At 64.0% G+C, this 20275-nt stretch carries 18 protein-coding genes; 5 read left to right on the top strand and 13 right to left on the bottom strand.

What is annotated here, in order from left to right:
- The 13 genes from P8Y64_08920 to glgX all read right to left on the bottom strand — a co-directional run.
- Nucleotides 1–806 (bottom strand): phosphoketolase (locus P8Y64_08920; protein ID MEJ2060591.1); only part of this gene is annotated, 806 nt, incomplete at its 3' end.
- 80 nt (nt 807–886) lie between these two features.
- A complete protein-coding gene (locus tag P8Y64_08915; protein MEJ2060590.1) occupies nt 887–1483 on the bottom strand; it encodes a histidine phosphatase family protein in 597 nt (198 codons plus the stop codon).
- The gene (locus P8Y64_08910) at nt 1480–1749 is read right to left on the bottom strand and encodes a hypothetical protein (GenBank protein MEJ2060589.1); all 270 of its coding nucleotides are present in this window, start codon (nt 1747–1749) and stop codon (nt 1480–1482) included. Before P8Y64_08910 ends, P8Y64_08915 begins: the two co-directional genes overlap by 4 nt.
- Entirely contained in the window at nt 1742–2653 is a 912-nt protein-coding gene (locus P8Y64_08905; GenBank protein ID MEJ2060588.1) for a bifunctional enoyl-CoA hydratase/phosphate acetyltransferase, read from the bottom strand. Before P8Y64_08905 ends, P8Y64_08910 begins: the two co-directional genes overlap by 8 nt.
- 149 nt (nt 2654–2802) lie before the next feature.
- On the bottom strand, nt 2803–5214 hold the full coding sequence (ppsA, locus tag P8Y64_08900; GenBank protein ID MEJ2060587.1) for a phosphoenolpyruvate synthase: 2412 nt from the start codon (nt 5212–5214) through the stop codon (nt 2803–2805).
- Nucleotides 5215–5345: 131 nt separating this feature from the next.
- Complete coding sequence (locus tag P8Y64_08895) at nt 5346–6524, bottom strand: acetate/propionate family kinase (GenBank protein ID MEJ2060586.1); 1179 nt, start codon at nt 6522–6524, stop codon at nt 5346–5348.
- A gap of 1 nt (nt 6525) precedes the next feature.
- Nucleotides 6526–7794, bottom strand: a complete 1269-nt coding sequence (locus tag P8Y64_08890; protein MEJ2060585.1) for a DUF4010 domain-containing protein — start codon at nt 7792–7794, stop codon at nt 6526–6528.
- A 90-nt stretch (nt 7795–7884) separates the two neighbouring features.
- The gene (locus P8Y64_08885; GenBank protein MEJ2060584.1) at nt 7885–10374 is read right to left on the bottom strand and encodes a plasma-membrane proton-efflux P-type ATPase; all 2490 of its coding nucleotides are present in this window, start codon (nt 10372–10374) and stop codon (nt 7885–7887) included.
- A gap of 12 nt (nt 10375–10386) precedes the next feature.
- Nucleotides 10387–11199: a polyphosphate kinase 2 gene (gene ppk2, locus P8Y64_08880; protein ID MEJ2060583.1), complete on the bottom strand. Its 813-nt coding sequence runs from the start codon at nt 11197–11199 to the stop codon at nt 10387–10389.
- 423 nt (nt 11200–11622) lie between these two features.
- The gene (locus tag P8Y64_08875; protein MEJ2060582.1) at nt 11623–12735 is read right to left on the bottom strand and encodes a hypothetical protein; all 1113 of its coding nucleotides are present in this window, start codon (nt 12733–12735) and stop codon (nt 11623–11625) included.
- Nucleotides 12736–12869: 134 nt separating this feature from the next.
- Nucleotides 12870–13517 (bottom strand): hypothetical protein, encoded by a 648-nt coding sequence (locus P8Y64_08870; GenBank protein ID MEJ2060581.1) that lies wholly within the window; start codon nt 13515–13517, stop codon nt 12870–12872.
- 269 nt (nt 13518–13786) lie between these two features.
- Complete coding sequence (locus tag P8Y64_08865) at nt 13787–14515, bottom strand: Crp/Fnr family transcriptional regulator (protein ID MEJ2060580.1); 729 nt, start codon at nt 14513–14515, stop codon at nt 13787–13789.
- Nucleotides 14516–14575: 60 nt separating this feature from the next.
- On the bottom strand, nt 14576–16660 hold the full coding sequence (gene glgX / locus P8Y64_08860) for a glycogen debranching protein GlgX (protein MEJ2060579.1): 2085 nt from the start codon (nt 16658–16660) through the stop codon (nt 14576–14578).
- A gap of 176 nt (nt 16661–16836) precedes the next feature.
- Here glgX and P8Y64_08855 point away from each other — a divergent pair, with 176 nt between their 5' ends.
- The 5 genes from P8Y64_08855 to P8Y64_08835 all read left to right on the top strand — a co-directional run.
- Nucleotides 16837–17028, top strand: coding sequence for a FeoA family protein (locus tag P8Y64_08855; protein ID MEJ2060578.1), 192 nt, complete (start codon nt 16837–16839; stop codon nt 17026–17028).
- A 3-nt stretch (nt 17029–17031) separates the two neighbouring features.
- The gene (locus P8Y64_08850) at nt 17032–17265 is read left to right on the top strand and encodes a FeoA family protein (protein ID MEJ2060577.1); all 234 of its coding nucleotides are present in this window, start codon (nt 17032–17034) and stop codon (nt 17263–17265) included.
- 67 nt (nt 17266–17332) lie between these two features.
- Nucleotides 17333–19651 (top strand): Fe(2+) transporter permease subunit FeoB, encoded by a 2319-nt coding sequence (feoB, locus tag P8Y64_08845; protein ID MEJ2060576.1) that lies wholly within the window; start codon nt 17333–17335, stop codon nt 19649–19651.
- Nucleotides 19652–19661: 10 nt separating this feature from the next.
- Entirely contained in the window at nt 19662–19958 is a 297-nt protein-coding gene (locus tag P8Y64_08840; protein MEJ2060575.1) for a FeoC-like transcriptional regulator, read from the top strand.
- 53 nt (nt 19959–20011) lie between these two features.
- The coding region (locus tag P8Y64_08835; protein ID MEJ2060574.1) for a hypothetical protein at nt 20012–20275 on the top strand (264 nt) is incomplete at its 3' end.

The following is a 20275-nucleotide window of genomic DNA, read 5'->3' as shown; positions in this document are numbered from 1 at the left end:
GCACGCTGCTGGATGTCGCGGATTTCCGCGTGGCAGCGGTCCAGGGTCGCGGCCAGGTCCTGATGCACGGCCGCGGGATCGTCGCCTTCCACGAAATAGGGGTGGTATCCCGCGCCTTCGAACAGGCGGGTCAGCATGGCGTCGTCGGTGCGCCCGAGTACCGTCGGCCCGGAGATCTTGTAGCCGTTCAGATGCAGGATGGGCAGCACCGCGCCGTCTCGTTTCGGGTTCAGGAAGCGGTTGCCCTTCCAGGCGCCGGCCAGCGGGCCGGTTTCGGCTTCACCATCGCCGATCACGCAGGCCACGATAAGATCGGGATTGTCGAAGGCGGCCCCGAAGGCGTGCGCCAGCGAGTAGCCGAGCTCGCCCCCTTCGTGAATGGAGCCCGGCGTATGGGCGCTGACGTGACTGGGTACGCCGCCGGGGGTGGAGAACTGGCGGAACAACCGGTGCAGACCGTTCAGGTCCCGGCTGACCTCCGGGTAGACCTCGGAGTAAGTACCCTCCAGATAGGTCTGGGCGAGGATGGCGGGTGCGCCATGGCCTGGGCCGGTGATGAAGATCAGCTCGGCGCCGGTGTCCTGGATCAGGCGGTTGAGGTGTACGTAGATCAGGTTCAGCCCGGGCGAGGTGCCCCAGTGGCCGAGCAGGCGCGGCTTGATGTGTTCAGGGCGTAGGGGCTCCTGCAGCAGCGGGTTGTCGCATAGATAAATCTGCCCCACCGCCAGGTAGTTGCTCGCGCGCCAGTAGCGGTCGATGCGGTCGAGACGCGCCTCGGAAAGCGGTGCGGCGTTGTGTGTCGTCATAGCGATACCTCCATGGCATGTGGTCCGCCGGTTCAACGACGCCGGGGTGGCGGAAAAGACTCAATACGTATGCCGGCGTCTCACGACAGCAGATCGTCGGGCGTGGCGGCCTGGTTCCAGACCTGGATCACCCGGGTGTGATGTTCATGGCCGAGAATCGAAATGCGCGCCGCATCCAGGCTGAGCAGGCGGCCGCCGTCGGGCGCCAAGCCCAGCCAGCGGGCGGCGAGAATGCGCAGCAGGTGACCGTGCGCAAACAACAGGCTGCACCCGCCTGCCGTCAGGGCGCGCTGGATGACGCGCTCGGCCCGGGCGGCCACCTGCTGCAGGGATTCCCCGCGTGCGATGGCGACCGTCCAGATGTCGAACGCCGGTTCGTCGCGGCGGATGGACTTGGTGGTACGGCCTTCGTATTCGCCGTAATCCCACTCGCACAGGTCGTCGTCCAGGTGCAGCCGGTTGCCGAACCCGGCCAGGATGGCGGTCTGCTCGGCACGCGTCAGCGGGCTGGACCAGACCTGCTGGAAGTCGGCACGTGCCAACGGCGTGGACAGCCGTTTGGCCTGGTCGCGCCCACGTGACGTGAGCGGCAGATCGCTGCGCCCGGTATGGCGGCCGTCGCGCGACCACTCGGTCTCACCGTGACGTACCAGCCAGAGTTGAACGTCGGTACTCATGACGTTGTTTCTGCGGTGTCCGGCAGGCGCCGGGTATGGCGGGCGATCATGCGCGTCTCGTCGGTGGGAATGATCGGCACTTCGCAGGCCGCGTCGTCGGCCGGGATGTAACGCACATGCATGGCATGTGCGCCGTTGTCGCCCGGATCGTAGTGATTGCTCAGCGCGTGCGCCTTCTGGTCGGGTACGAGGCTTCCGAACGCGTGGGTGATGTCCGCCGGGTTAAGCGTCAGGGTGACGGCGGGCGGTAGCTCGTGATCAACCATTGCGCTGATCCTCCCGATGGTGCGCCACCCGCGCCAATGCCAGCGAGGCCAGCCGCACGGTATCGGGATCGGCGCGCGAGGTCAGCACCACCGGCACGCTGGTCCCGATCACAACACCGGCGAAGCGTGCACCGGCAAGGTATTCGAGGTCCTTGTACAGGATGTTGCCGGAGACCAGATCCGGCACCAGCAGGATATCCACCTCACCGGCCACCGGGCTGTCGATGCCCTTGATGCGCGCCGATTCGGCGGAGATGGCGTTGTCGAAAGCCAGTGGGCCGTCGACCAGGGCGTGCTTGATCTGGCCGCGTTCGGCCATCTTGGCCAGGCAGGCGGCGTCTACGGTCGATGCAACGGCCGGGTTGACCACCTCGATGGCCGACAATGCCGCCGCTTTGGGCCGTTCGATGCCCAGCAGTCGCGCCAGATCGATGGCGTTTTGCAGGATCAGCACCTTGGTTTCCAGGTCGGGAGTGATGTTGACTGCCGCGTCGGTGATGAACAGCAGCCGGGGATAACTGTCGAGTTCGGCTGCGAACACATGCGAAACACGCGGTGCATGGCGCAGTTCCTTGAGAATGGGGTGCAGAAACTCGGCGGTATGCAGATAGCCTTTCATCAGCAGTTTGACGCGTCCGTCCTTGACCGCTTGTACCCCCGCCGCTGCGGCGTCTTCCGGTGTGGCGGCGTCGATGATGGGATAGTCGCAGCCCAGTTCCGCGTTCAAGGGCGCGATGACATCGCGCCGGCCGATAAGCAGCGGCTCGATGAGTCCCGCCTCGGCGGCCTGGTGCGCGGCCTCCAGCACATGGCGCTCGCCGGCGTCCACTACCGCAGTGGCGGCCGGTGGAAGCGCCTTGGCTTCGGTGACGAGATCGTCCAGGTGATTGATCTTATCCGGCATGAAAGGTCTCCAGCAGCGCGTGGACGTGGCAGGCGATCATGGTGTCCTGGTCGGTGTGCCTCACAACCGCAGTTCCCAGCGCCACGCAGAGCATGCGTCGTGCTCAGTCCTCGGGCGCAAACTCGTCCTTCCCGCGGCGAGGCAGCGGCTCATGCGCCTGCAGCGCGCGCTGCGCGCTGCAGGCGTGATTCCAGTTCGAGCACGTGTCGCGTGGTGGTGATCACCGTGTCGGGGTTGAGACTCATGGAGTCGATGCCGAGTTCGACCAGGTATTCGGCCATCTCGGGATAGTCCGAAGGGGCCTGGCCGCACAGACCGGAATGGATGCCGTTGCGCCGGCAGCCCTCCACCGCCAGTCGGATCATCTCCTTCACCCCCTCGTCGCGCTCGTCGTAGTCGAAGGCGACGATCTCGCTGTCGCGGTCCACACCCAGAGTGAGCTGGGTGAGGTCGTTGGAGCCGATGGAGAAGCCGTCGAAGCGCTGGGCGAACTGGTCGATGAGAATGACGTTGTTGGGAATCTCGCACATGGCGTAGACCTTAAGGCCGTTGTCGCCGCGCTTGAGGCCGAACTCGGTCATCTTCGCAAGCACCTCGTCGGCTTCCTTGATCCGGCGCACGAATGGCAGCATGAGGACAACATTGGTCAGGCCCATGTCCTCGCGCACCCGTTTCATCGCCAGGCACTCCAGGCGGAAGCCCTCGGCGTAGGCCGGGTGCGCGTAGCGCGAGGCGCCACGGAAACCGATCATCGGATTGGCCTCGTCCGGCTCGAAGTCGGTACCGCCGACCAGGCTGGCGTACTCGTTGGACTTGAAGTCGGACATGCGCACCACCACCGGCTTGGGCCAGAAGGCGGCGGCGATGGTGCCGATGCCCTCGGACAGGCGTTGGATGAAGAAGGTTTCGCCATCGGGATAGCCGCGGGTGAGGTGTTCGACGGCCTTGCGCGCATCCGGGTCGCTGACCTTGTCGGGATGCAGCAGGGCCAGCGGGTGGGCCTTGATGTATTCGTTGATGATGAATTCCATGCGTGCCAGGCCGACGCCGTCGTTGGGCAGGAAGGAGGTCTTGAAGGCGAGCTCCGGATTGCCGAGGTTGATCATGACCTCGGTGGCCGGGCGCGGGATGTCGCCGACCTCGGTGCGCTCGACGTGGAACGGCACTTCGTCCCGGTAGATGCGTCCGGTGTCACCTTCGGCGCAGGAGACGGTGACCGTTTCGCCGTTGGGCACGGCGGTGGTGGCCTCGCCGGCACCGACCACGGCGGGGATGCCCAGTTCGCGGGCGATGATGGCGGCGTGGCAGGTACGCCCGCCGCGGTTGGTGACGATGGCCGCGGCGGTCTTCATCACCGGCTCCCAGTCGGGCGTGGTGGTGTCGGCGATCAGCACCTCCCCGGGCTTGAAGTCGGGCAGGTGGGCGACGTCGGGAATGACGTGCGCGCGGCCGGCGGCGATCTTCTCGCCCACCGAGCGGCCGGTGATCAGCACCTCGCCCTTACCGTCGAGCACGTGGGTTTCCAACTCGGTCGCGCGGCGCTGCGAGGCGACCGTTTCGGGGCGCGCCTGGACGATGTAGAGCTTGTGGTCGAGACCGTCCTTGGCCCATTCCATGTCCATCGGATGGCCGTAGTGCTGCTCGATCTTGAGCGCGTAGTCGGCCAGTTCGAGCACGTCTGCATCAGCGATGCAGTAGTGCTCGCGGTCGGTGTTGGGCGTGGGGATGTTGCGCGTGGTATGGCGGGTTTCGCCCTTGACGTAGACCATCTTTATCGCTTTGTCGCCCAGGTTGCGGCGCAGCACGGTCCGGTGACCTGCTGTAAAGGTCGGTTTGTGCACATAGAACTCATCCGGGTCCACGGCGCCCTGCACCACGTTTTCCCCCAGTCCGTAGGAGCCGGTGATGAACACCGCGTCGCGAAAGCCCGATTCGGTATCCAGCGAGAACATCACACCGGAGGCGGCGAGATCCGAGCGCACCATCTTCATCACGCCAATAGACAGCGCCACCTTGAAGTGGTCGAAGCCCTGGTCGAGGCGGTAGTGGATGGCGCGGTCGGTGAACAGGCTGGCGAAATCGCGGCGGCAGGCGTCAAGCAGGCTTTCATCGCCCTGGATGTTGAGGTAGGTGTCCTGCTGGCCCGCGAAGCTGGCAGTGGGCAGATCCTCGGCGGTGGCCGAGCTGCGCACCGCGAGGCTTAAGTCCTCGCCGTATTCCTTTTGCAGCTGGCGGTAGGCGGAGATGATTTCGGCGGCGAGGTCGTCTGGCAGGCCGGCGCCGTAGACGATCTCACGTGCCTGTTTGCCGCGCCGGGCGAGATCGGCCACATCGTCGGGGTCGAGGTCGTCAAGGGCCTGGTGCAGTGCGTCCCAGGCATTGGCCTGGTCGAGCATGTAGGTGTAGGCCTCGGCGGTGACGGCGAAACCGTTGGGGATGCGCACGCCCTCCTTGGTCAGCTTGCGGTACATCTCGCCGAGCGAGGCGTTCTTGCCGCCCACCAAGGGGACGTCCTCAATGCCGAGTTCGTCGAAGAAACGAATGTATTTGTAGTCACTCATGATTTATCTCCGTAGCAGTTTGTCGAGCAGGCTCGCCGCTATCAGCATGAGCCAGGTGTCTTGCGGTGCAGCCGGCGTTCGGGATGCGGGGGTCGAGCCGCGGTATACCGGCCAGAGTTGAACGTCGGTGCTCATGACGCGGTTTCTGCGGTGTCCAGCAGGCGCCGGGCATGGCGGGCGATCATGCGCGCCTCGTCGGTGGGGATGACCAGCACCTCGCAGGCCGCATCGTCGTTCGAGATGCGACGCGCATGTGTAGCATTGCGTGCCGGGGCGAGTTTGATGCCCAGGTACCCCAGATCGCGGCAGATCAGGGTGCGCACCGGCGCGGCGTGTTCGCCGATGCCGCCGGTGAACACCAGCCGGTCCAGCCCGCCGAGTACGGCCGCCAGGCTGCCGATGGACTTGCGTACCTGATAGGCGAACAGCTCCACCGCCCGGGCCGCAGCAGGGTCCGCGGCGCGCTGGCTTAGCAGCCGTTCCATGTCGGCGGTCGAGCCCGACACGCCCAGCAGCCCGGATTCATGTTCGACCAGCCGTTCCAGCTCCTCCGTATCCATGCCGTCCCCGCGCAGCAGATACAACAACACGCCCGGGTCCAGGTCGCCGCTGCGGGTGCCCATCATGATGCCGCCGTCGGGGGTGAGCCCCATGGTGGTGTCGCGGGGTTCGCCGTCGGCCACCGCCGCCAGGCTGGCGCCGTTGCCGAGATGGGCGATCACGGTGCGGCCGTGCGGCGCGCCGCCCAGTTCGGCGAGGATGTATTCGTAGGACAGGCCGTGAAAGCCGTAACGGCGAATGCCCTGCGCCCAGTAACGTTCGGGCAGGGGAAAGCGCTGCGCGAGTTCCGGCATGCGGCGGTGAAAGGCGGTGTCGAAGCAGGCGACCTGTGGGATGCCGGGCAGCCGCGCCTGCACCGCCTCGATGGCGGATAGCGCCGGCGGCAGGTGCAGCGGGGCGAGCGGAATCAGGGATTCCAGTGCCGCGATCAATTGCGGGGTGACCTGCTCGGGCGCTGCGTGCGCCGGCCCGCCGTGCACGATACGGTGGCCGATCGCATCGGGGTGCGGCAGGGCGCGTTCATCGAAGGCATCCAGGACCTGTTCGAGCGCCTCGGCGTGATGCGCGAAGTGGGCAGGGCGGGTCTCTTCGCCGCGCCGGCCGTGGCGCAGCACCAGTTCGCCGCTGCCCTGCGCGATGCCTTCGGCATAGGCTTCCAGCAGCAGCGATTCGTCGCGGAACAGGGCGAGGCGCAGCGACGAAGAACCGCTGTTCAGACACAGAACGTGACGTGTGGCTCCGACGGCCACTTCACAACACCCCGTAGACGTAGATCACCGAGGCGACGAACAGCAACACCAGCCAGACGGTGGCCGGCAGGACGTTGCGGTTGCGCCCCAGTCCCGCCGCGTAACCGGCCTTGAGCAGATTGTTGCTGCCGGAGGCGAGCAGGATCGCGGCGGTGAGTTCTCCTGCGCTTACGTGGAAATGTCCCGCCAGCAGCGAGAGCACGAACGGATCGATGTCCGTGAAGCCCACCGCGAACGACAGCACGTGCAAGCCGGCGGTACCGAAGCGTCCGACGATGACCTGGGTGAGTCCGGCGAAGATCACGAACAACAGCGCGAAGACGAAGGCCGCGCTGATCTCCAGCGGATGCTTGGCCGGCGGTGGCGTTTGGCTGCCGGCGTCTTCGTGCGTGGCGCTTCGGTAAAGCAGGAACGCGGCGATGATCGAGGCGATCATCAGGATCACGAACGGCAGCAGCAGGCGCAGTGCCTCCTGATGATGGCCGAGCACGTAGACCAGCACCAGCAGGCGCAGGTACATCATGGTGGTGGCCAGGATCAGGGCGGGCGAGATGAGACGGGAGGTGGGCAGTTCCCGCGCCCGGCGCCCGAGCACCACGGTGGCGGCGGTGCTGGAGTACAGCCCGCCGAGCAGACCGGTGAGCAGAATGCCGCGCGCCGGAAAGAAGTAGGTCTGGGCCAGATAACTGGCATAGGACAGTCCGGACACCACGATCACGGCCAGCCACACCTGGTAGTAGGTGACGCTGACGAATGGGGCGATCTGCTTGTCGGGCAGCAGCGGCAGGACCACGCCGGCCATGATCAGGAACTTGGCCAGGGTGATGATCTCGCTGCTGCGAAACGCATCGGAAAAGCGCCGGATGCCGGGTTTCTCGCCCAGCATCAGCAGAGCGGTGACCACGAACAGCACCAGGAACCAAGCCGGCAGACGGATGGCGATCGGCCCGATGAGATAGGTCATCAGCGCGAGCAGCAGGCTGAGCAGGGAGGTGTGCTTGAGGCTGACCCGCTGGCGGTAGTACAGGGCCAGGAACGCAGCCAGCACCAGCAGCCCGCCCAGATACAGCAGGCCGTGTTCGTCCAGCACATACAGCACGAATCCGAGGATGCCTATCAGGGTGAAGGTGCGCGTGGTTCCAAAGCCGAGCCCGGCCTGGTTCTGATTCGCGCGCCGATAGCTGTGCAGCTCCAGGCCGATCACGAAACTGAATACCACCGTGAGCAGGAACTGCTCGAGCAGTGGCGGAATGGGGAGGTGTCCGAACATCGGCGGTTGCGTCAACGGCTCACGGTGATACGTGCAGCGACGTCAGATTGCTTGGATGATTGGTGCGGTACATCGGCGCGGTTTCGGTTGTCATCCGTGGGTGTTCAGATGTCCTTCCACGAAGTCCAGGAAACGCCGGTGCCTGCGGGTCTGCATGGACATGTGCCGATACAGGATGAGCTTGGCGCCGTCCTCGATGAGTACCCAGATCAGGCAATACACCCAGATCAGCCCGATGTAGTACCAGGGTATGGCGGTCACCAGAATGCCGAGGCCGGCGATCAATGCGGCGATGGCCTGGGTGCCCAGGATCGCACCGAGCAGGATGGGTGCGGGGAACGGGCGGGTCAGCATCGGACGTTTGGTGCGTGCCACGAACAGGGTGAGATGCCCTGCAATCGACAGCTTGAGGAAGATGATGGTCTGCACCGCTTGCATGCCGATGCCCAGCCAGGAATGCACGATCACCAGCAGCAGGAAGGTCTCGGCGACCCCGATGAGCCCGAGTACCGTGGAGATGGTCAACACGCGGTGCATTCGCCAGCGCACGGGTTTGGGGTCCAGCCAGGTGTTGTCCTTGGCGATGGTCATGATCGGGATGTCGTTGAGCAGCGCCAGCAGGATGATCATGATCGCGGTGATGGGATAGAAGTTGTAGACCAGCATCGCCAGCACCATGAAGAACATGATACGGATGGTCTCGATCACCCGGTAAATGGCGTAGGAGTTCATGCGCTCGAAGATGCGCCGGGCCTCCTCCACCGCGTTGACGATGGTGGACAGGCCCGGTGCGGTGAGCACCAGATCGGCTGCGGCACGCGCAGCGTCGGTGGCGCCCGACACAGCGATACCCACGTCGGCCTGTTTCAGCGCCGGGGCGTCGTTGACGCCGTCGCCGGTCATGGCGACCAGGTGACCGCGCTCCTGCAACGCCTTGACGATGCCGTACTTGTGTTCGGGAAATACCTGGGCGAACCCGTCCGCCTTTTCGATCTGCTCGCCGGCCTTGCTGCTCAGGCGGTCGTCGCCGGCTTCGGGGAACAGTGCCGTGGCGGGTTGAATGTCCCGGCCCAGACCGAGCTGGCCGGCGATCTCCCGCCCGATGGCGACGTTGTCGCCGGTTACCATCTTCACCTCGATGCCGTGATCCTTGGCATGGTCGATCGTCTCTCGCGAGTCTTCGCGCGGCGGATCGAACAGCGGCAGGATGCCGAGGAACTGCCATTGCCCGTCGTCGCCGGTACGCGCCACCCCAAGGGTACGAAAGCCCTTGGCGGCGAAGTCGTCGATCACCTGGTTGGCGCGTTCGGCGTCGCTGCCCGCCACCTTGGCCAGTTCCATGATGACCTGCGGTGCGCCCTTGGTGACCTTGAAGCTGTCACCGTTCTGGTCGCGGACCTCCGCCTCGGTGCGTTTGCTGACCGGATCGAAGGGCACGAAGCGGGTCTGGTCGTAACCGCCGAGCGCCGACTTGTCCTGCAGACCGCCCAGAATGGCGAGATCGATGGCGTCGGCATCCTCCTCCTTGGAGGCGAGGGCGGCGGTGAGGATCAGCGCGGCTTCCGATTCTGCCGCGAACACCGCCGGTTCGCCGAGGGTGAGTTTGTTCTGGGTCAGGGTGCCGGTCTTGTCCGAGCAGAGCACGTCGATGCCGGCCATTTCCTCGATCGATTCCAGGCGCGAAACGATGGCCTTCATGCGCGAGAGCGCCAGCGCGCCGACCGCCATGGTGACGGAGAGCACGGCCGGCATGGCGACCGGAATCGAAGCCACGGTGAGAATCAGTGCGAACTGCGCCAGTTCGAGCAAGGGCGCACCGCGGAACAGCTGTACCAGTACCAGCAGGATGACCAGGCCGAGGCTGATGTAGATCAGGTAATCGCCGATGGTCAGTACGGCCTTCTGGAAATGGGATTTGGCGCCGGCGCTTTCGACGAGTTTTGCGGTGCGTCCGAAGAAGGTGTTGCTGCCGGTGCCGGTGACCAGGGCGACCATTTCACCCTGCTTGGCCACAGAACCCGAGTAGGCGATCTCGCCCGCCTTCTTGTTCACGGGCAGCGATTCGCCGGTGAGCGCCGACTGGTCCACGCTCAGGTAATCCCCGTCCAGCAGCTTCACGTCGGCGGGGATGATGTCGCCGAGACGCAGGCGGATCACGTCGCCCGGCACCAGAGACTTGGCGTCGATTTCCGCCCACTGCCCGTCACGGATGACGCGTGCCTTCAGCGCCAGTTGTTTCTTCAGGGCCTCGAGCGCGTTTGCGGCCTTGAATTCCTGCCAGAAACCGACCCCCGCATTGAAGATCAGCAGCACGGCGATGATGACGAAGTCATCCCAATGACGGACCACCGCAGAGAGGATGGCGGCAACCTCGATCATCCACGGGATGGGACCCCAGAAGTAACCGAAGAACTTGCGCAGCGGGCTGACCTTCTTTTCTTCCAGGGCATTGGGGCCGAACTGCTGCAGCCGTGCCTGCGCCTCGTTCTGCGAGAGTCCCTGGCGGGTGGTCTCGAGCTGGCCGAGCAGGGCATCCGCGTCCTGCTGTTCCACGGTTTTGGGGTCAATAACATCGATCATGGTGAACTGGCCTCAGGGTGCGATCATTCCGTTGTGCAGGCAGGCTTCCTCATAGGGGAAGATCAGGTTCGGGTCCGGCAGGATGAGCGATTCGTCCTTGTCGTCGTAGGGCAGCCTGGAGAGCATGTCACGAATCACGTTGAGCCGGGCCAGGTGCTTGTCGTTGGCGCGTACGACGATCCAGGGTGAGTTCGGATTATGCGTCCTGGCGAACATTTCGTTGCGTGCCAGACTGTAATCCTCCCAGTGCTTCTGGGCCTGCGCGTCGATGGGGCTCATCTTCCACTGCTTGAGCGGGTCCTTGCGGCGATCCTTGAGCCGCTTTTTCTGCTCGTCCTTGCTGATGTCCAGATAGTACTTGAGCAGGCGAATGCCGGAACGCTGCAGCATCTGCTCGAAATAGGGCACCGTTTCCATGAATTCCTGGTACTCCGCGTCCGTGCAAAAGCCCATGACGCGTTCTACGCCCGCGCGGTTGTACCAGCTGCGGTTGAACAGCACGAGTTCCTCGGCCGCCGGCAGGTGCGGCACGTAGCGCTGGAAATACCAGGTGGTCTTTTCCCGGTCGGAGGGCTTGCCGAGCGCGACCACGCGGGTCTCGCGCGGTGACAGGTGCTGGGTGATGCGCTTGATGGTGCCATCCTTGCCGCCCGAGTCCCGGCCCTCGAAGATCACCAGGATGCGGTCACCGTGCGCAATGAGATGGCGCTGCAGCTTGACCAGCTCGATCTGCAACGCGCGCAAAGTACGCTTGTAGGTTTTTTTGTCGGGCGGTTTCGGATATTCGAGTTTCTTTGGGGGCGAGTGTTTGCTTGTCGATGTCACGGATGCGGCTCCTTCTGACCGGGCCGGCGTTTCGGGTGGATGGCAATGTGATGTTCGATGGCGATCATGGCCATAAGTTTTATATGGCGTTGAATTAATTGATGCAGATCAAACCTTGTCTGGCATGTAAGGCAAGGTCTGCACCCGGCGGGTGGACAGTGTTAAGTCCGTTGGCGGCATATTTAAGTGGTTGAATATGTGCTGATTCGAAAAAAGAGTGTAGATGAGTATGCGTGAATTGGTTGGCTCAAATCGCTGCATCCGCTCACATGTTAAGCGCCGCCGTCTTCGGGCGGCAGTGATGCGCCGGGTAGTGACAAACCCGGGCGCTCTGGCTCAGGGTTTCATATTTAGATGGCGCTGGGATGTATTTGTTCTGAATGTTCGCAACCCGTGGCGGCTGAGTCTGCGTAAGGTTGCGGATTATTCCGGTTTTGCAGGTTTGCCGTTTTCATCCAGGGAGGCAGCCAGTGCCGAAAGCGGAACGTTTTTTTCTCCGATTAAGTTGATGATCTTGATAAGAGCGCATAACGCATTCGAGGTGCCGGGTATATCGGGAAAGACATAGCGTCCCTTGGTGTCGAAATACAGAAAGGCGTCCTGCTCGAGCAACATGCCACTGTCGATCCGGCGTTTTTCTTTCATTACCAGCGGATGGATGCCGGCGTGTTTCAGGACGGTGTCGAATCGGGGATTAACCGCCGTGTCATGAAGAACACGCCCGCCTGCCGTTGGGGCAGACCAAAGTGCCAGGATCACACCTAGTTCATCGGAGGAGAGCGGCTGACCACGTTCGTCCACAACGGCAATGATGGCCGCATCGGGGCTCAGCGCCGCCCCGAGCTGGCAGCCGTATTGCCGTACTTGCTTACCGAGCAGCTCTCGCGCTTGATCCGAAAAAGGATCCGCCCCTCGCAGGGGGAGCTGCGGATCGGGTTCGAATCCTATGGGCCAATGCTGTATGCCGTGATAATGGCTAAGAACGCTGCGCACCTCGCGTCCGGCAAGGCCGTTGCCCGCATCGATGGCCAGCTTCAAATGGGATACCGGCTGCAATCGCTGGCGCAAATTAGCAGTGTAGTCGGCCAGGGTGTCGACATGCCTGACGATGGGATTGCAGGGGCCGGAAAAAATGTAATCCAGATCCAGGGTGGCCGCGGCCCGGATCACATCGCCGGCCGGCTTGGGATGGGCGTACGGGCCGTAGAATCGCAGCCCGTTCCAGTGCGGCGGCTCGCGGCCGCCTGTGATCATGATCCCGCCATGCAAGCCGCTATGGTCGGTATACCACTCCAGACGCGGTGTGGTGCAGGCCCCGAGATGGGTGACGTGATGGCCGCCGGAGCGCAGGCCAAGGCTGACCGATTCGGCCATTGAAGGGGAACTGGTGCGCACATCGTAGCCGACGGCGTACTGTCCGTCGCCTTCCGGGGAGGCGAGATCACCGAAGGCGCGGGCCAGGAGCATTACCTGGCGGCAGCAAAGTGTCTCGCCCGCAATACCTCGGATGTCCGGGCCATGGAGCAGGTTGTCCATGGTGTGAAGTTGACGTCCTTTTCTCATCCCGGTGTGGCCACGGAGATCAATCGTAACAGGCGGATGCCGCGCAGTGCTTGTGACGCGCATGTCGGGCGGATCGCCGCCCGGCATGCGCCGAATCAAATCCTCACTCAGCCTTTGAAGGCGCCGAACAGCCGGCTGCCGATGGCCGAGCCGCTCAGTGCCAGCGAGGCACCAATGGCCAGGAAGGCGACCAGAGTGAGCACCATGGGCGCGACGCCGATCAGGCCGAGGATGCCGAGTACTACGACGCCCAGGCCGACGAACACCTGCGTCATGGCAGAAGTGTTGACCGCTTCACGGGCGATGTGCAGTGCGGTTCCTTCCACGTCCTGACTCGCCATACGCAGGGTGTTCATGCGTACCGTGGTGCCGCTGCTCAGGATCAGGGCGGTGCCGACCACAATGGCGGCAGCAGGCATCAGCACCATGGGGTCGAGTGCGAGCACGGAGAGTATTCCGAGCACCACGGCGGTGAGCCCGCCGATCAGTTCCACACTCATTCCCATGTCGACGTTGATGTGCTCCAGCTTGTCCGGTGCGATGCGGGTGAGCAGTTTCTTGTGCTCCGCCGCGATGGAGCCGCCCTCGAACAGCAGGCCGGCACCTACGGCGATACCGGAGATGGCCAGCATCTCGCCGGGAAAGAGATGTGCGAGGCCGATGATGGCAAGGACCACGGCGCCGATGCCGCTGATGGCCTCGATGCTCGACCCGCCGATGAGGTCCTCTTTCATATGCATGTCTGTTTGGTTCATTTCAGTATCCTCCTGTATGTCAGTGTGTATACATCCATGACGGTGACGGTGTTTTCACAGCCGCTTTCCGCACTGATATAGAACGTGGCCGGTGACGGTGGTTTCGACGATTTCCATCGCATCTGACTGAGATCAATAAAAATGATGCCGCTCTGGCCGGTGTATTAGTGATGCTTATGGGTGGTGCAGGTATCCGGAATACGGACTAAGCATGCGGCGAGGCTGCATGTGTTGCAGTAACCTGGGTTACAGCAGCAAGGGTGATTCTGCTAGCGGGGTTTCAGCAGGGATTGCACGCGGCGCTCGGCCTTTTCCATAAGGCGTTCAAAGTCGGTGACGTGCAATTGGCCGGCCTCGGTGTGAATGATGCCTTCCTGTTTGAAGCGATTGATCAGGCGGTTGACCACGACCCGTACGCTGCCGATGAGATGGGCGAGCTCCTCGTGCGCCAGGCCATGGAGCAGATGGCGCTCGTCATCGGATCCTTCGTCAATATGCCGCAACAGTAAGTGAGCCAGTCGTGCGGACGTTTCGTGCAATGCAAGATCCTCGGCCAGCTCGCTGAGTTCCCGCAGGCGGCGTGCGGCACAATGCAGCAGGGCGTGGCGCAGGGAGGGGTAGCGCTCCATCCAGGCATGCCACTGGCTGAGGGGTGCGCAGGCCGTTTCCAGTGCATCGAGGCTGGTGGCGTTAACACGATGGATATGGCCATCCAGCAGGGTGATGATGTCGTGTCCAGCGCCGGGCCCGAGTATGCAGAACGTGAGTTCACGGCCGGTAACGGGGTGATTGGTGCCGATTTTTACTCTGCCCTTCAGGATCAGGTAGAAGTTTTCTGCGGTGCTTGCAGGCGGCATGACAGCCTGCCGCCTCGGCCAGGTCTGCACATGCAGTCGCGGTGCGATTTTTTCCAGGTCGGCGCTGGCCATACCCGCGAAGAGATCGAAGGCCGTCAGGCGACTTGGCAGGTTTGGGCCTTCGTGTTGCTCGGAAGGCATGCGGGCCCCTCTCCCTTTGCAGATGATCTGTCGTCAGTATCTCTGCATCAGATCACATGATCAACGGATCGGCAGCGAGGGCGAAGTGGTGAAGATCTGCAAAGACGCGGGTGTGACGTTGATTGTGGCCGAGGTGCATGGCGGTCGGGTCTGGTCGAGTTCGATGTCGTGAGGTGACATCGATGCAGTGTCGACATAGCGGTACCAGTGCGTGACGTCCGAAGGCAGACTGAACAGGACCTCGGCGTCCGTTGCATTGAACAGCGCGCATATTTCGATGTGATCTCGCACGTGTATATGGGCGCCGAGTGCGGAAGCGCCTTCGGTCCAGTTCAACGTGCCGTCCTGCGGGGCAAGCCAGGTGAGTTCCTCAGGGTTATAGAAATCTTCGTCGGAGAGCGTTGGCAGCCGGCTTCTCAGGGCGATCATCAGGCGCGTGAAGCGCACCAGTTCGGTGTGGCGTTCCGTCAGCGACCAGTCGTACCAGCTGATGTCGTTGTCCTGGCAGTAGGCGTTGTTGTTGCCGCGCTGGCTGCGGCGGAACTCGTCGCCGCCGAGCAGCATGGGCACGCCGCGCGACAGCATGAGGGTGGCGATGAAGTTGCGTATCTGCCGCTCGCGCAGGGATTCGACGGCGGGGTCCTGCGTCGGCCCCTCGACGCCCCAGTTGGCGCTGTAGTTCTGCGCCGTGCCGTCGGTGTCCGCTTCACCGTTTGCCTCGTTGTGCTTTTCGGCGTAGCTGACGAGATCGTTCAGCGTGAACCCGTCGTGAGCGGTGACGAAGTTGATGCTGTTGATGGTGGTCTTGCCGTTTTGCTGATAAATATCGGAGCTGCCGGCCAGGCGTGAGGCGAATACGCCGAGCAGCCCGGCATCGCCGCGCCAGAAGCGGCGCACCTCGTCGCGATAGCGGCCGTTCCATTCCGACCAACGGTGTCCAGGAAAACTTCCCACCTGATAGGCCCCGCCGGCATCCCAGGCCTCGGCGATGAGCTTGACGCCGCGCAGGATCGGGTCCTGCGCGATGTGCTCCAGCAGCGGCGGATTGGGCAGGATGTTGCCGCCGGAGTCGCGGCCGAGCACGGAGGCCAGGTCGAAGCGGAATCCGTCCACGTGCATCTCGGTGACCCAGTAGCGCAGACAGTCCAGAATGAACTCGCGCACCACCGGATGATTGCAGTTGAGGGTGTTGCCGCAGCCGCTGAAGTTCAGGTAACGGCTGCGGTCGTCCGGATCGAGCAGGTAGTAGATGCCGTTGTCCAGCCCGCGCAGGCCGAGGGTCGGTCCGGTCTCGTCGCCTTCGGCGCTGTGATTGAACACCACGTCCAGGATGACCTCGATGCCGGCCGCATGCAGGGCACGCACCATGGTCTTGAATTCGTTCAGTTCGGCGCCCGGCGTCGGATCGCTGGCATAACCGGTATGCGGTGCAAAGAAGCCGACCGGGCTGTAACCCCAGTAATTGCGCAGCCGCTCGCCCGTTTGCGGATCGCGTTGCAGCAGCTCGTTCGGATTGAAGCTTTGCACCGGCATGAGCTCGATGGCGGTGATGCCCAGCGCCTGCAGATAGGGAATCTTTTCGATCACCCCGCGGTAGGTGCCGGGATGCGCCGCCCGCGCCGAGTCATGGCGGGTCAGGCCGCGCACGTGGGTTTCGTAGATGACGGTCCGCGACCAGGGGTGGCGGGGCGGGCGGTCGTCATGCCAGTCGAAGGCGGTGTCGACCACGACCCCGCGTGCGCCAGGCGCCGGCATTCCTTCCTGGGCCGCGGCCTCGTCGCAGGCGGGGCGGGCGGCCGCGAAATCCCAGCCGGGCACGCCGCTCAGGCTCTGGGCGCAGGGATCGACCAGCACGCGGCGCGGGTCGAAGCGCATGCCGGCCGCCGGCGCACAGGGGCCATCCACGCGGTAGGCGTAACCGGTGCCCGGCCTCACGCCGGCCACGTGGACGTGCCAGATATCGCCGGTGCGGTGCAGGTTGGGGTCGAGGTCGATGCGGGTCGTGGCCAGCGGCGCCTCCACCGGATCGAACAGCAGCAGGGTGACGGCCGTCGCATGGCGGCTGAACAGGGCGAAGTTGCAGCCTTTGTCGTCCAATCGGGTGCCGAGCGGCAGCGGCTGTCCCTGGGTGACTTGGTCGTGCATGGCGTTCCGGCGGCCGGGTGGTAACGGCATTATGTACGACCGGCCGCATGCCGTCCCGGTTCTGTGCGGATCTCTCTTGAATTCATAAACGAGAATCGTTTACATTTTAATTACCGAAGCCTATGCTGGCGGGTCTTCCCCAGGGTAGTGGTATTTCAGTATATTCGTGAGGTTTTATGAACGCCCCGTTATCCGTCCCGAATCCCATGTCCAACACCTCTTCCGGTCAGGTCCCCGCCTTCCCTCTCGGCCTCGCAGCCGCGGGGGAGCAGCTCGAAATCGTCGGCCTGCGCGGCGGAGCGGGGTTGGAAAAGCGTCTGGCCGCCATGGGGCTGCGTCCCGGCAGCCGTTTCGAGGTGCGGGTCTGAACCATGCCGACGCTTGCCGACCTGACCGTAGGCGCCCGTGGACGCGTGCTGGGTTTCGAAAAGGGTGCCAGTACCTATCGCAAGAAGCTGATGGCGATGGGGCTCACCCCGGGCACGGAGTTCACCGTCACCCGCCTCGCCCCCCTGGGCGATCCGGTCGAGATCCGCGTGCGCGGGTTTGCGTTGACCCTGCGCAAGGACGAGGCCAATTCCCTGCGTATCGAGGCGATGACCTGATGGGCGCTGTGTTCTGCAGGCCCGACCACAGGAATGTCCGCTTAAGCGACATATCGGCAGTACACGTATGAGCAGGTTCACCATAGGTCTGATCGGCAATCCGAACTGCGGCAAGACCACGCTGTTCAACGCCCTGACCGGTTCCCGCCAGAAGGTGGGCAACTGGCCGGGCGTCACCGTCGAGCGCAAGGTCGGGCAGTTCGAACACGACGGTCATACCGTGGAGGTGGTCGACCTGCCCGGGACCTACTCGCTGGATGCCGCGTCGTCGGCGTCGCTGGACGAGGCCATCGCCCGCGATTACGCCCTGTCCGGCGAGGCATCGCTGATCGTCAACATCGTCGATGCCTCGAATCTGGAGCGCAACCTCTACCTCACCGTGCAGCTGATCGAGATGCGCGTGCCGGTCGTGCTCGCCTTAAACATGCTCGACATGGCCGCCGAGGCCGGCATCACGGTGGATCCGGAGCAGCTCGCCGAGGCGATCGGTTGTCCGGTGGTGCCGCTGGTCGCGGCCAAGGGGCGCGGCGTCGCCGAACTCAAGGACGCAGTTCTCGAGGCGGTGACGTCCGGCCATACACATACCACCGAGATCGGCTATGCCCCGCTGATCGAGGAAGCCCTGACCGAGCTGACGCCGCTGGTCGAACGCGTGGCGACGAGTCACGGCGTCGAGGCCCGCTGGCTGGCGCTCAAGCTGCTGGAGAACGACGTCCAGGCTGAAGAGTGGATCGAGGCGGAGGTGCTAGAGGCCGTGCAGGCCCGGCAGGCCCAGATCGAGGAACGCACCGAGGAGGAGGCTGACGTCTGGGTCGCGGACGCCCGCTACGGTTTCATTCACGAGGTGGTGCAGGAAGCGGTCAAGCGCCAGGGCGAGGTGCGGCGCACGCTGACCGACCGCATCGACCGGGTGGTGCTGAACCGTTTTCTCGGCATTCCGCTGTTTATGCTGGTCATGTATCTGCTGTTCGTGGTCAGCTTCAACGGCGGCAACATCTTCCTGGATTTCTTCGACCAGACCGCCAAGCTGCTGTTCGTCGATACCCCCGGCCATTATCTGCAGGCCTGGGGCAGCCCCGACTGGCTGACCAGTCTGGTTACCTCCGTGGGCGGGGCGATCGAGATCGTCTCCACCTTCATTGCTCCCATCGGCATGACCTTTTTGTTCCTGTCCATTCTGGAGGACTCGGGCTACATGGCGCGCGCGGCCTTCGTCATGGACCGCTTCATGCGCAAGATCGGTCTGCCGGGCAAGGCCTTCGTGCCCATGATCGTCGGTTTCGGCTGCAACGTGCCGGCGGTGATGGCGACCCGCACCCTGGAGGACCGCCGCGAGCGTTTGATCGCCGCGTTGATGCAGCCCTTCATGTCCTGCTCCGCGCGGCTGGTGGTATACATGGCCTTCGTCGCGGTGTTCTTCCGCGAGTACGGCGGTCAGATCGTGTTCGGGCTGTACGTGCTGGGCATCGTGGTGGCGATCTTCACCGCCTTCATCCTCAAGCGCACCGCCCTCAAGGGCGAAGCGACTCCCTTCGTGATGGAGCTGCCGCGTTATCACATCCCCACCCTGCGCGGGGTGCTGCGCACCACCTGGGACCGCTTGTCGGTATTCATCCTGCGGGTCGGCAAGGTCATCATTCTGGCCGCCGTGGTGGTCAACCTGCTGGGCAGCATCGGTCTTGGCAAGGACGGCGTGAAGTCGGCCGCGATCGGCGACTCCGTATTGGCCGATATCGGACGGGTGGTGACGCCGGTGTTCGAGCCCATGGGGATCAGCAAGGAAAACTGGCCGGCGACGGTGGGCCTGCTGTCCGGCGTGGTGGTGAAGGAGATCGTGGTCGGCACCCTGAACGGCGTATACGACCAGTTGGGCGCGGAACAGGCGCCGGCCGCGCCGCCGTACGATTTCGGGCGCGACCTCAAGGGCGCCCTGCGCACCATTCCCGAAAATACCAGGGCCTTTTTCGGCGGCTTCCTCGACCCGCTCGGGTTCTCCGACATCAAGGGGGCGGAGAGCAACCTGGAAGAGGCCGCCCAGCATACCGGTGCCAGTACCAACACGCTGCGTGAGATGGGCCGCCTGTTCACCGTGCCGGGTGCCGTGGCCTACCTCATCTTCGTGCTGCTCTATATTCCCTGTGTGAACACCATGGCCGCCATTCGCCGCGAGACCGGCTCGCGCGCCTGGACCACCTTCGCCACCCTGTGGGGGATCGGCATGGGCTATGGTCTGGCGGTGGGTTATTACCAGCTCGCCACCCTGAACAGCCATCCGCTGCAGTCCCTGGTGTGGGTGACCGTAATTGTGGCGGTACTCGGTCTGGCGATCCTCGGCCTGCGCCGTTACGGCGCGCGGCTGGACCGGATCCCCGCGGTGGCGACCTGAGGGCGATGCCATGCTGGCCGAGATCAAACGCTACCTGAAGCAACGCCAGACCGTCAGTCTCTATGACCTGGCGCTGCGCTTCGATGCCGAGCCCGAGGCCATGCGGGGCATGCTCGAGGTGTGGCTGCGCAAGGGGCGCGTCCGGCGCCTGCCGGTGACTGGCGGCAGCGCATGCGCCAGCGGATGCGGCGGTGGCTGTTCGACCTGCGCCGTGGCCGGTCCCGAGTCCGAATGGTATACCTGGGTCGGCGATGCGAAGCCGGCCGGGCGCGTGGTGTGGCTGCGCGCCGAATCGCCCTCTCGTTGAGCTGACGTTTCCCGCATGTGCGCCGGCCATGCTCTGGCCGGTAAAATGCCCGGATGTCCCGCGTTTTTCGTTTCGCCCTGATCGGTTCCGTCCTGCTGCATGTCGGTGTGCTGGGCGGTGGCTGGCTGTACGGGCGTCACGCCGAGCAGGGTGCGGTGACGCCGCTCGAAACCCTGCAGGTGGCCTTGAGCGCCCAGCCCGGAACGCAAGCCGATGCGCACGGCAGTGCACCGCAACCGGCGGCCGCCAAACCCCCGCCGCCTGCACCCAAGCCCAAGCGGCACACCGTGACGGCACAAGCCCACGCACCGGCTCCG

This window comes from Gammaproteobacteria bacterium (assembly GCA_037388465.1).
Taxonomy (GTDB): Bacteria; Pseudomonadota; Gammaproteobacteria; order SpSt-1174; family SpSt-1174; genus JARRKE01.
This window is presented reverse-complemented; position numbering and strand designations above follow the sequence as displayed.

Coding starts and splice junctions, on each gene's coding strand:
- P8Y64_08865 (MEJ2060580.1), bottom strand. CDS start 14,515: ATGCCTTCCGAGCAACACGAAGGCCCAAACCTGCCAAGTCGCCTGACG.
- P8Y64_08905 (MEJ2060588.1), bottom strand. CDS start 2,653: ATGCCGGATAAGATCAATCACCTGGACGATCTCGTCACCGAAGCCAAG.
- P8Y64_08910 (MEJ2060589.1), bottom strand. CDS start 1,749: ATGGTTGATCACGAGCTACCGCCCGCCGTCACCCTGACGCTTAACCCG.
- glgX (MEJ2060579.1), bottom strand. CDS start 16,660: ATGCACGACCAAGTCACCCAGGGACAGCCGCTGCCGCTCGGCACCCGA.
- P8Y64_08875 (MEJ2060582.1), bottom strand. CDS start 12,735: ATGGACAACCTGCTCCATGGCCCGGACATCCGAGGTATTGCGGGCGAG.
- P8Y64_08850 (MEJ2060577.1), top strand. CDS start 17,032: ATGCCGACGCTTGCCGACCTGACCGTAGGCGCCCGTGGACGCGTGCTG.
- P8Y64_08885 (MEJ2060584.1), bottom strand. CDS start 10,374: ATGATCGATGTTATTGACCCCAAAACCGTGGAACAGCAGGACGCGGAT.
- P8Y64_08915 (MEJ2060590.1), bottom strand. CDS start 1,483: ATGAGTACCGACGTTCAACTCTGGCTGGTACGTCACGGTGAGACCGAG.
- P8Y64_08840 (MEJ2060575.1), top strand. CDS start 19,662: ATGCTGGCCGAGATCAAACGCTACCTGAAGCAACGCCAGACCGTCAGT.
- P8Y64_08870 (MEJ2060581.1), bottom strand. CDS start 13,517: ATGAACCAAACAGACATGCATATGAAAGAGGACCTCATCGGCGGGTCG.
- P8Y64_08890 (MEJ2060585.1), bottom strand. CDS start 7,794: ATGTTCGGACACCTCCCCATTCCGCCACTGCTCGAGCAGTTCCTGCTC.
- feoB (MEJ2060576.1), top strand. CDS start 17,333: ATGAGCAGGTTCACCATAGGTCTGATCGGCAATCCGAACTGCGGCAAG.
- ppsA (MEJ2060587.1), bottom strand. CDS start 5,214: ATGAGTGACTACAAATACATTCGTTTCTTCGACGAACTCGGCATTGAG.
- P8Y64_08855 (MEJ2060578.1), top strand. CDS start 16,837: ATGAACGCCCCGTTATCCGTCCCGAATCCCATGTCCAACACCTCTTCC.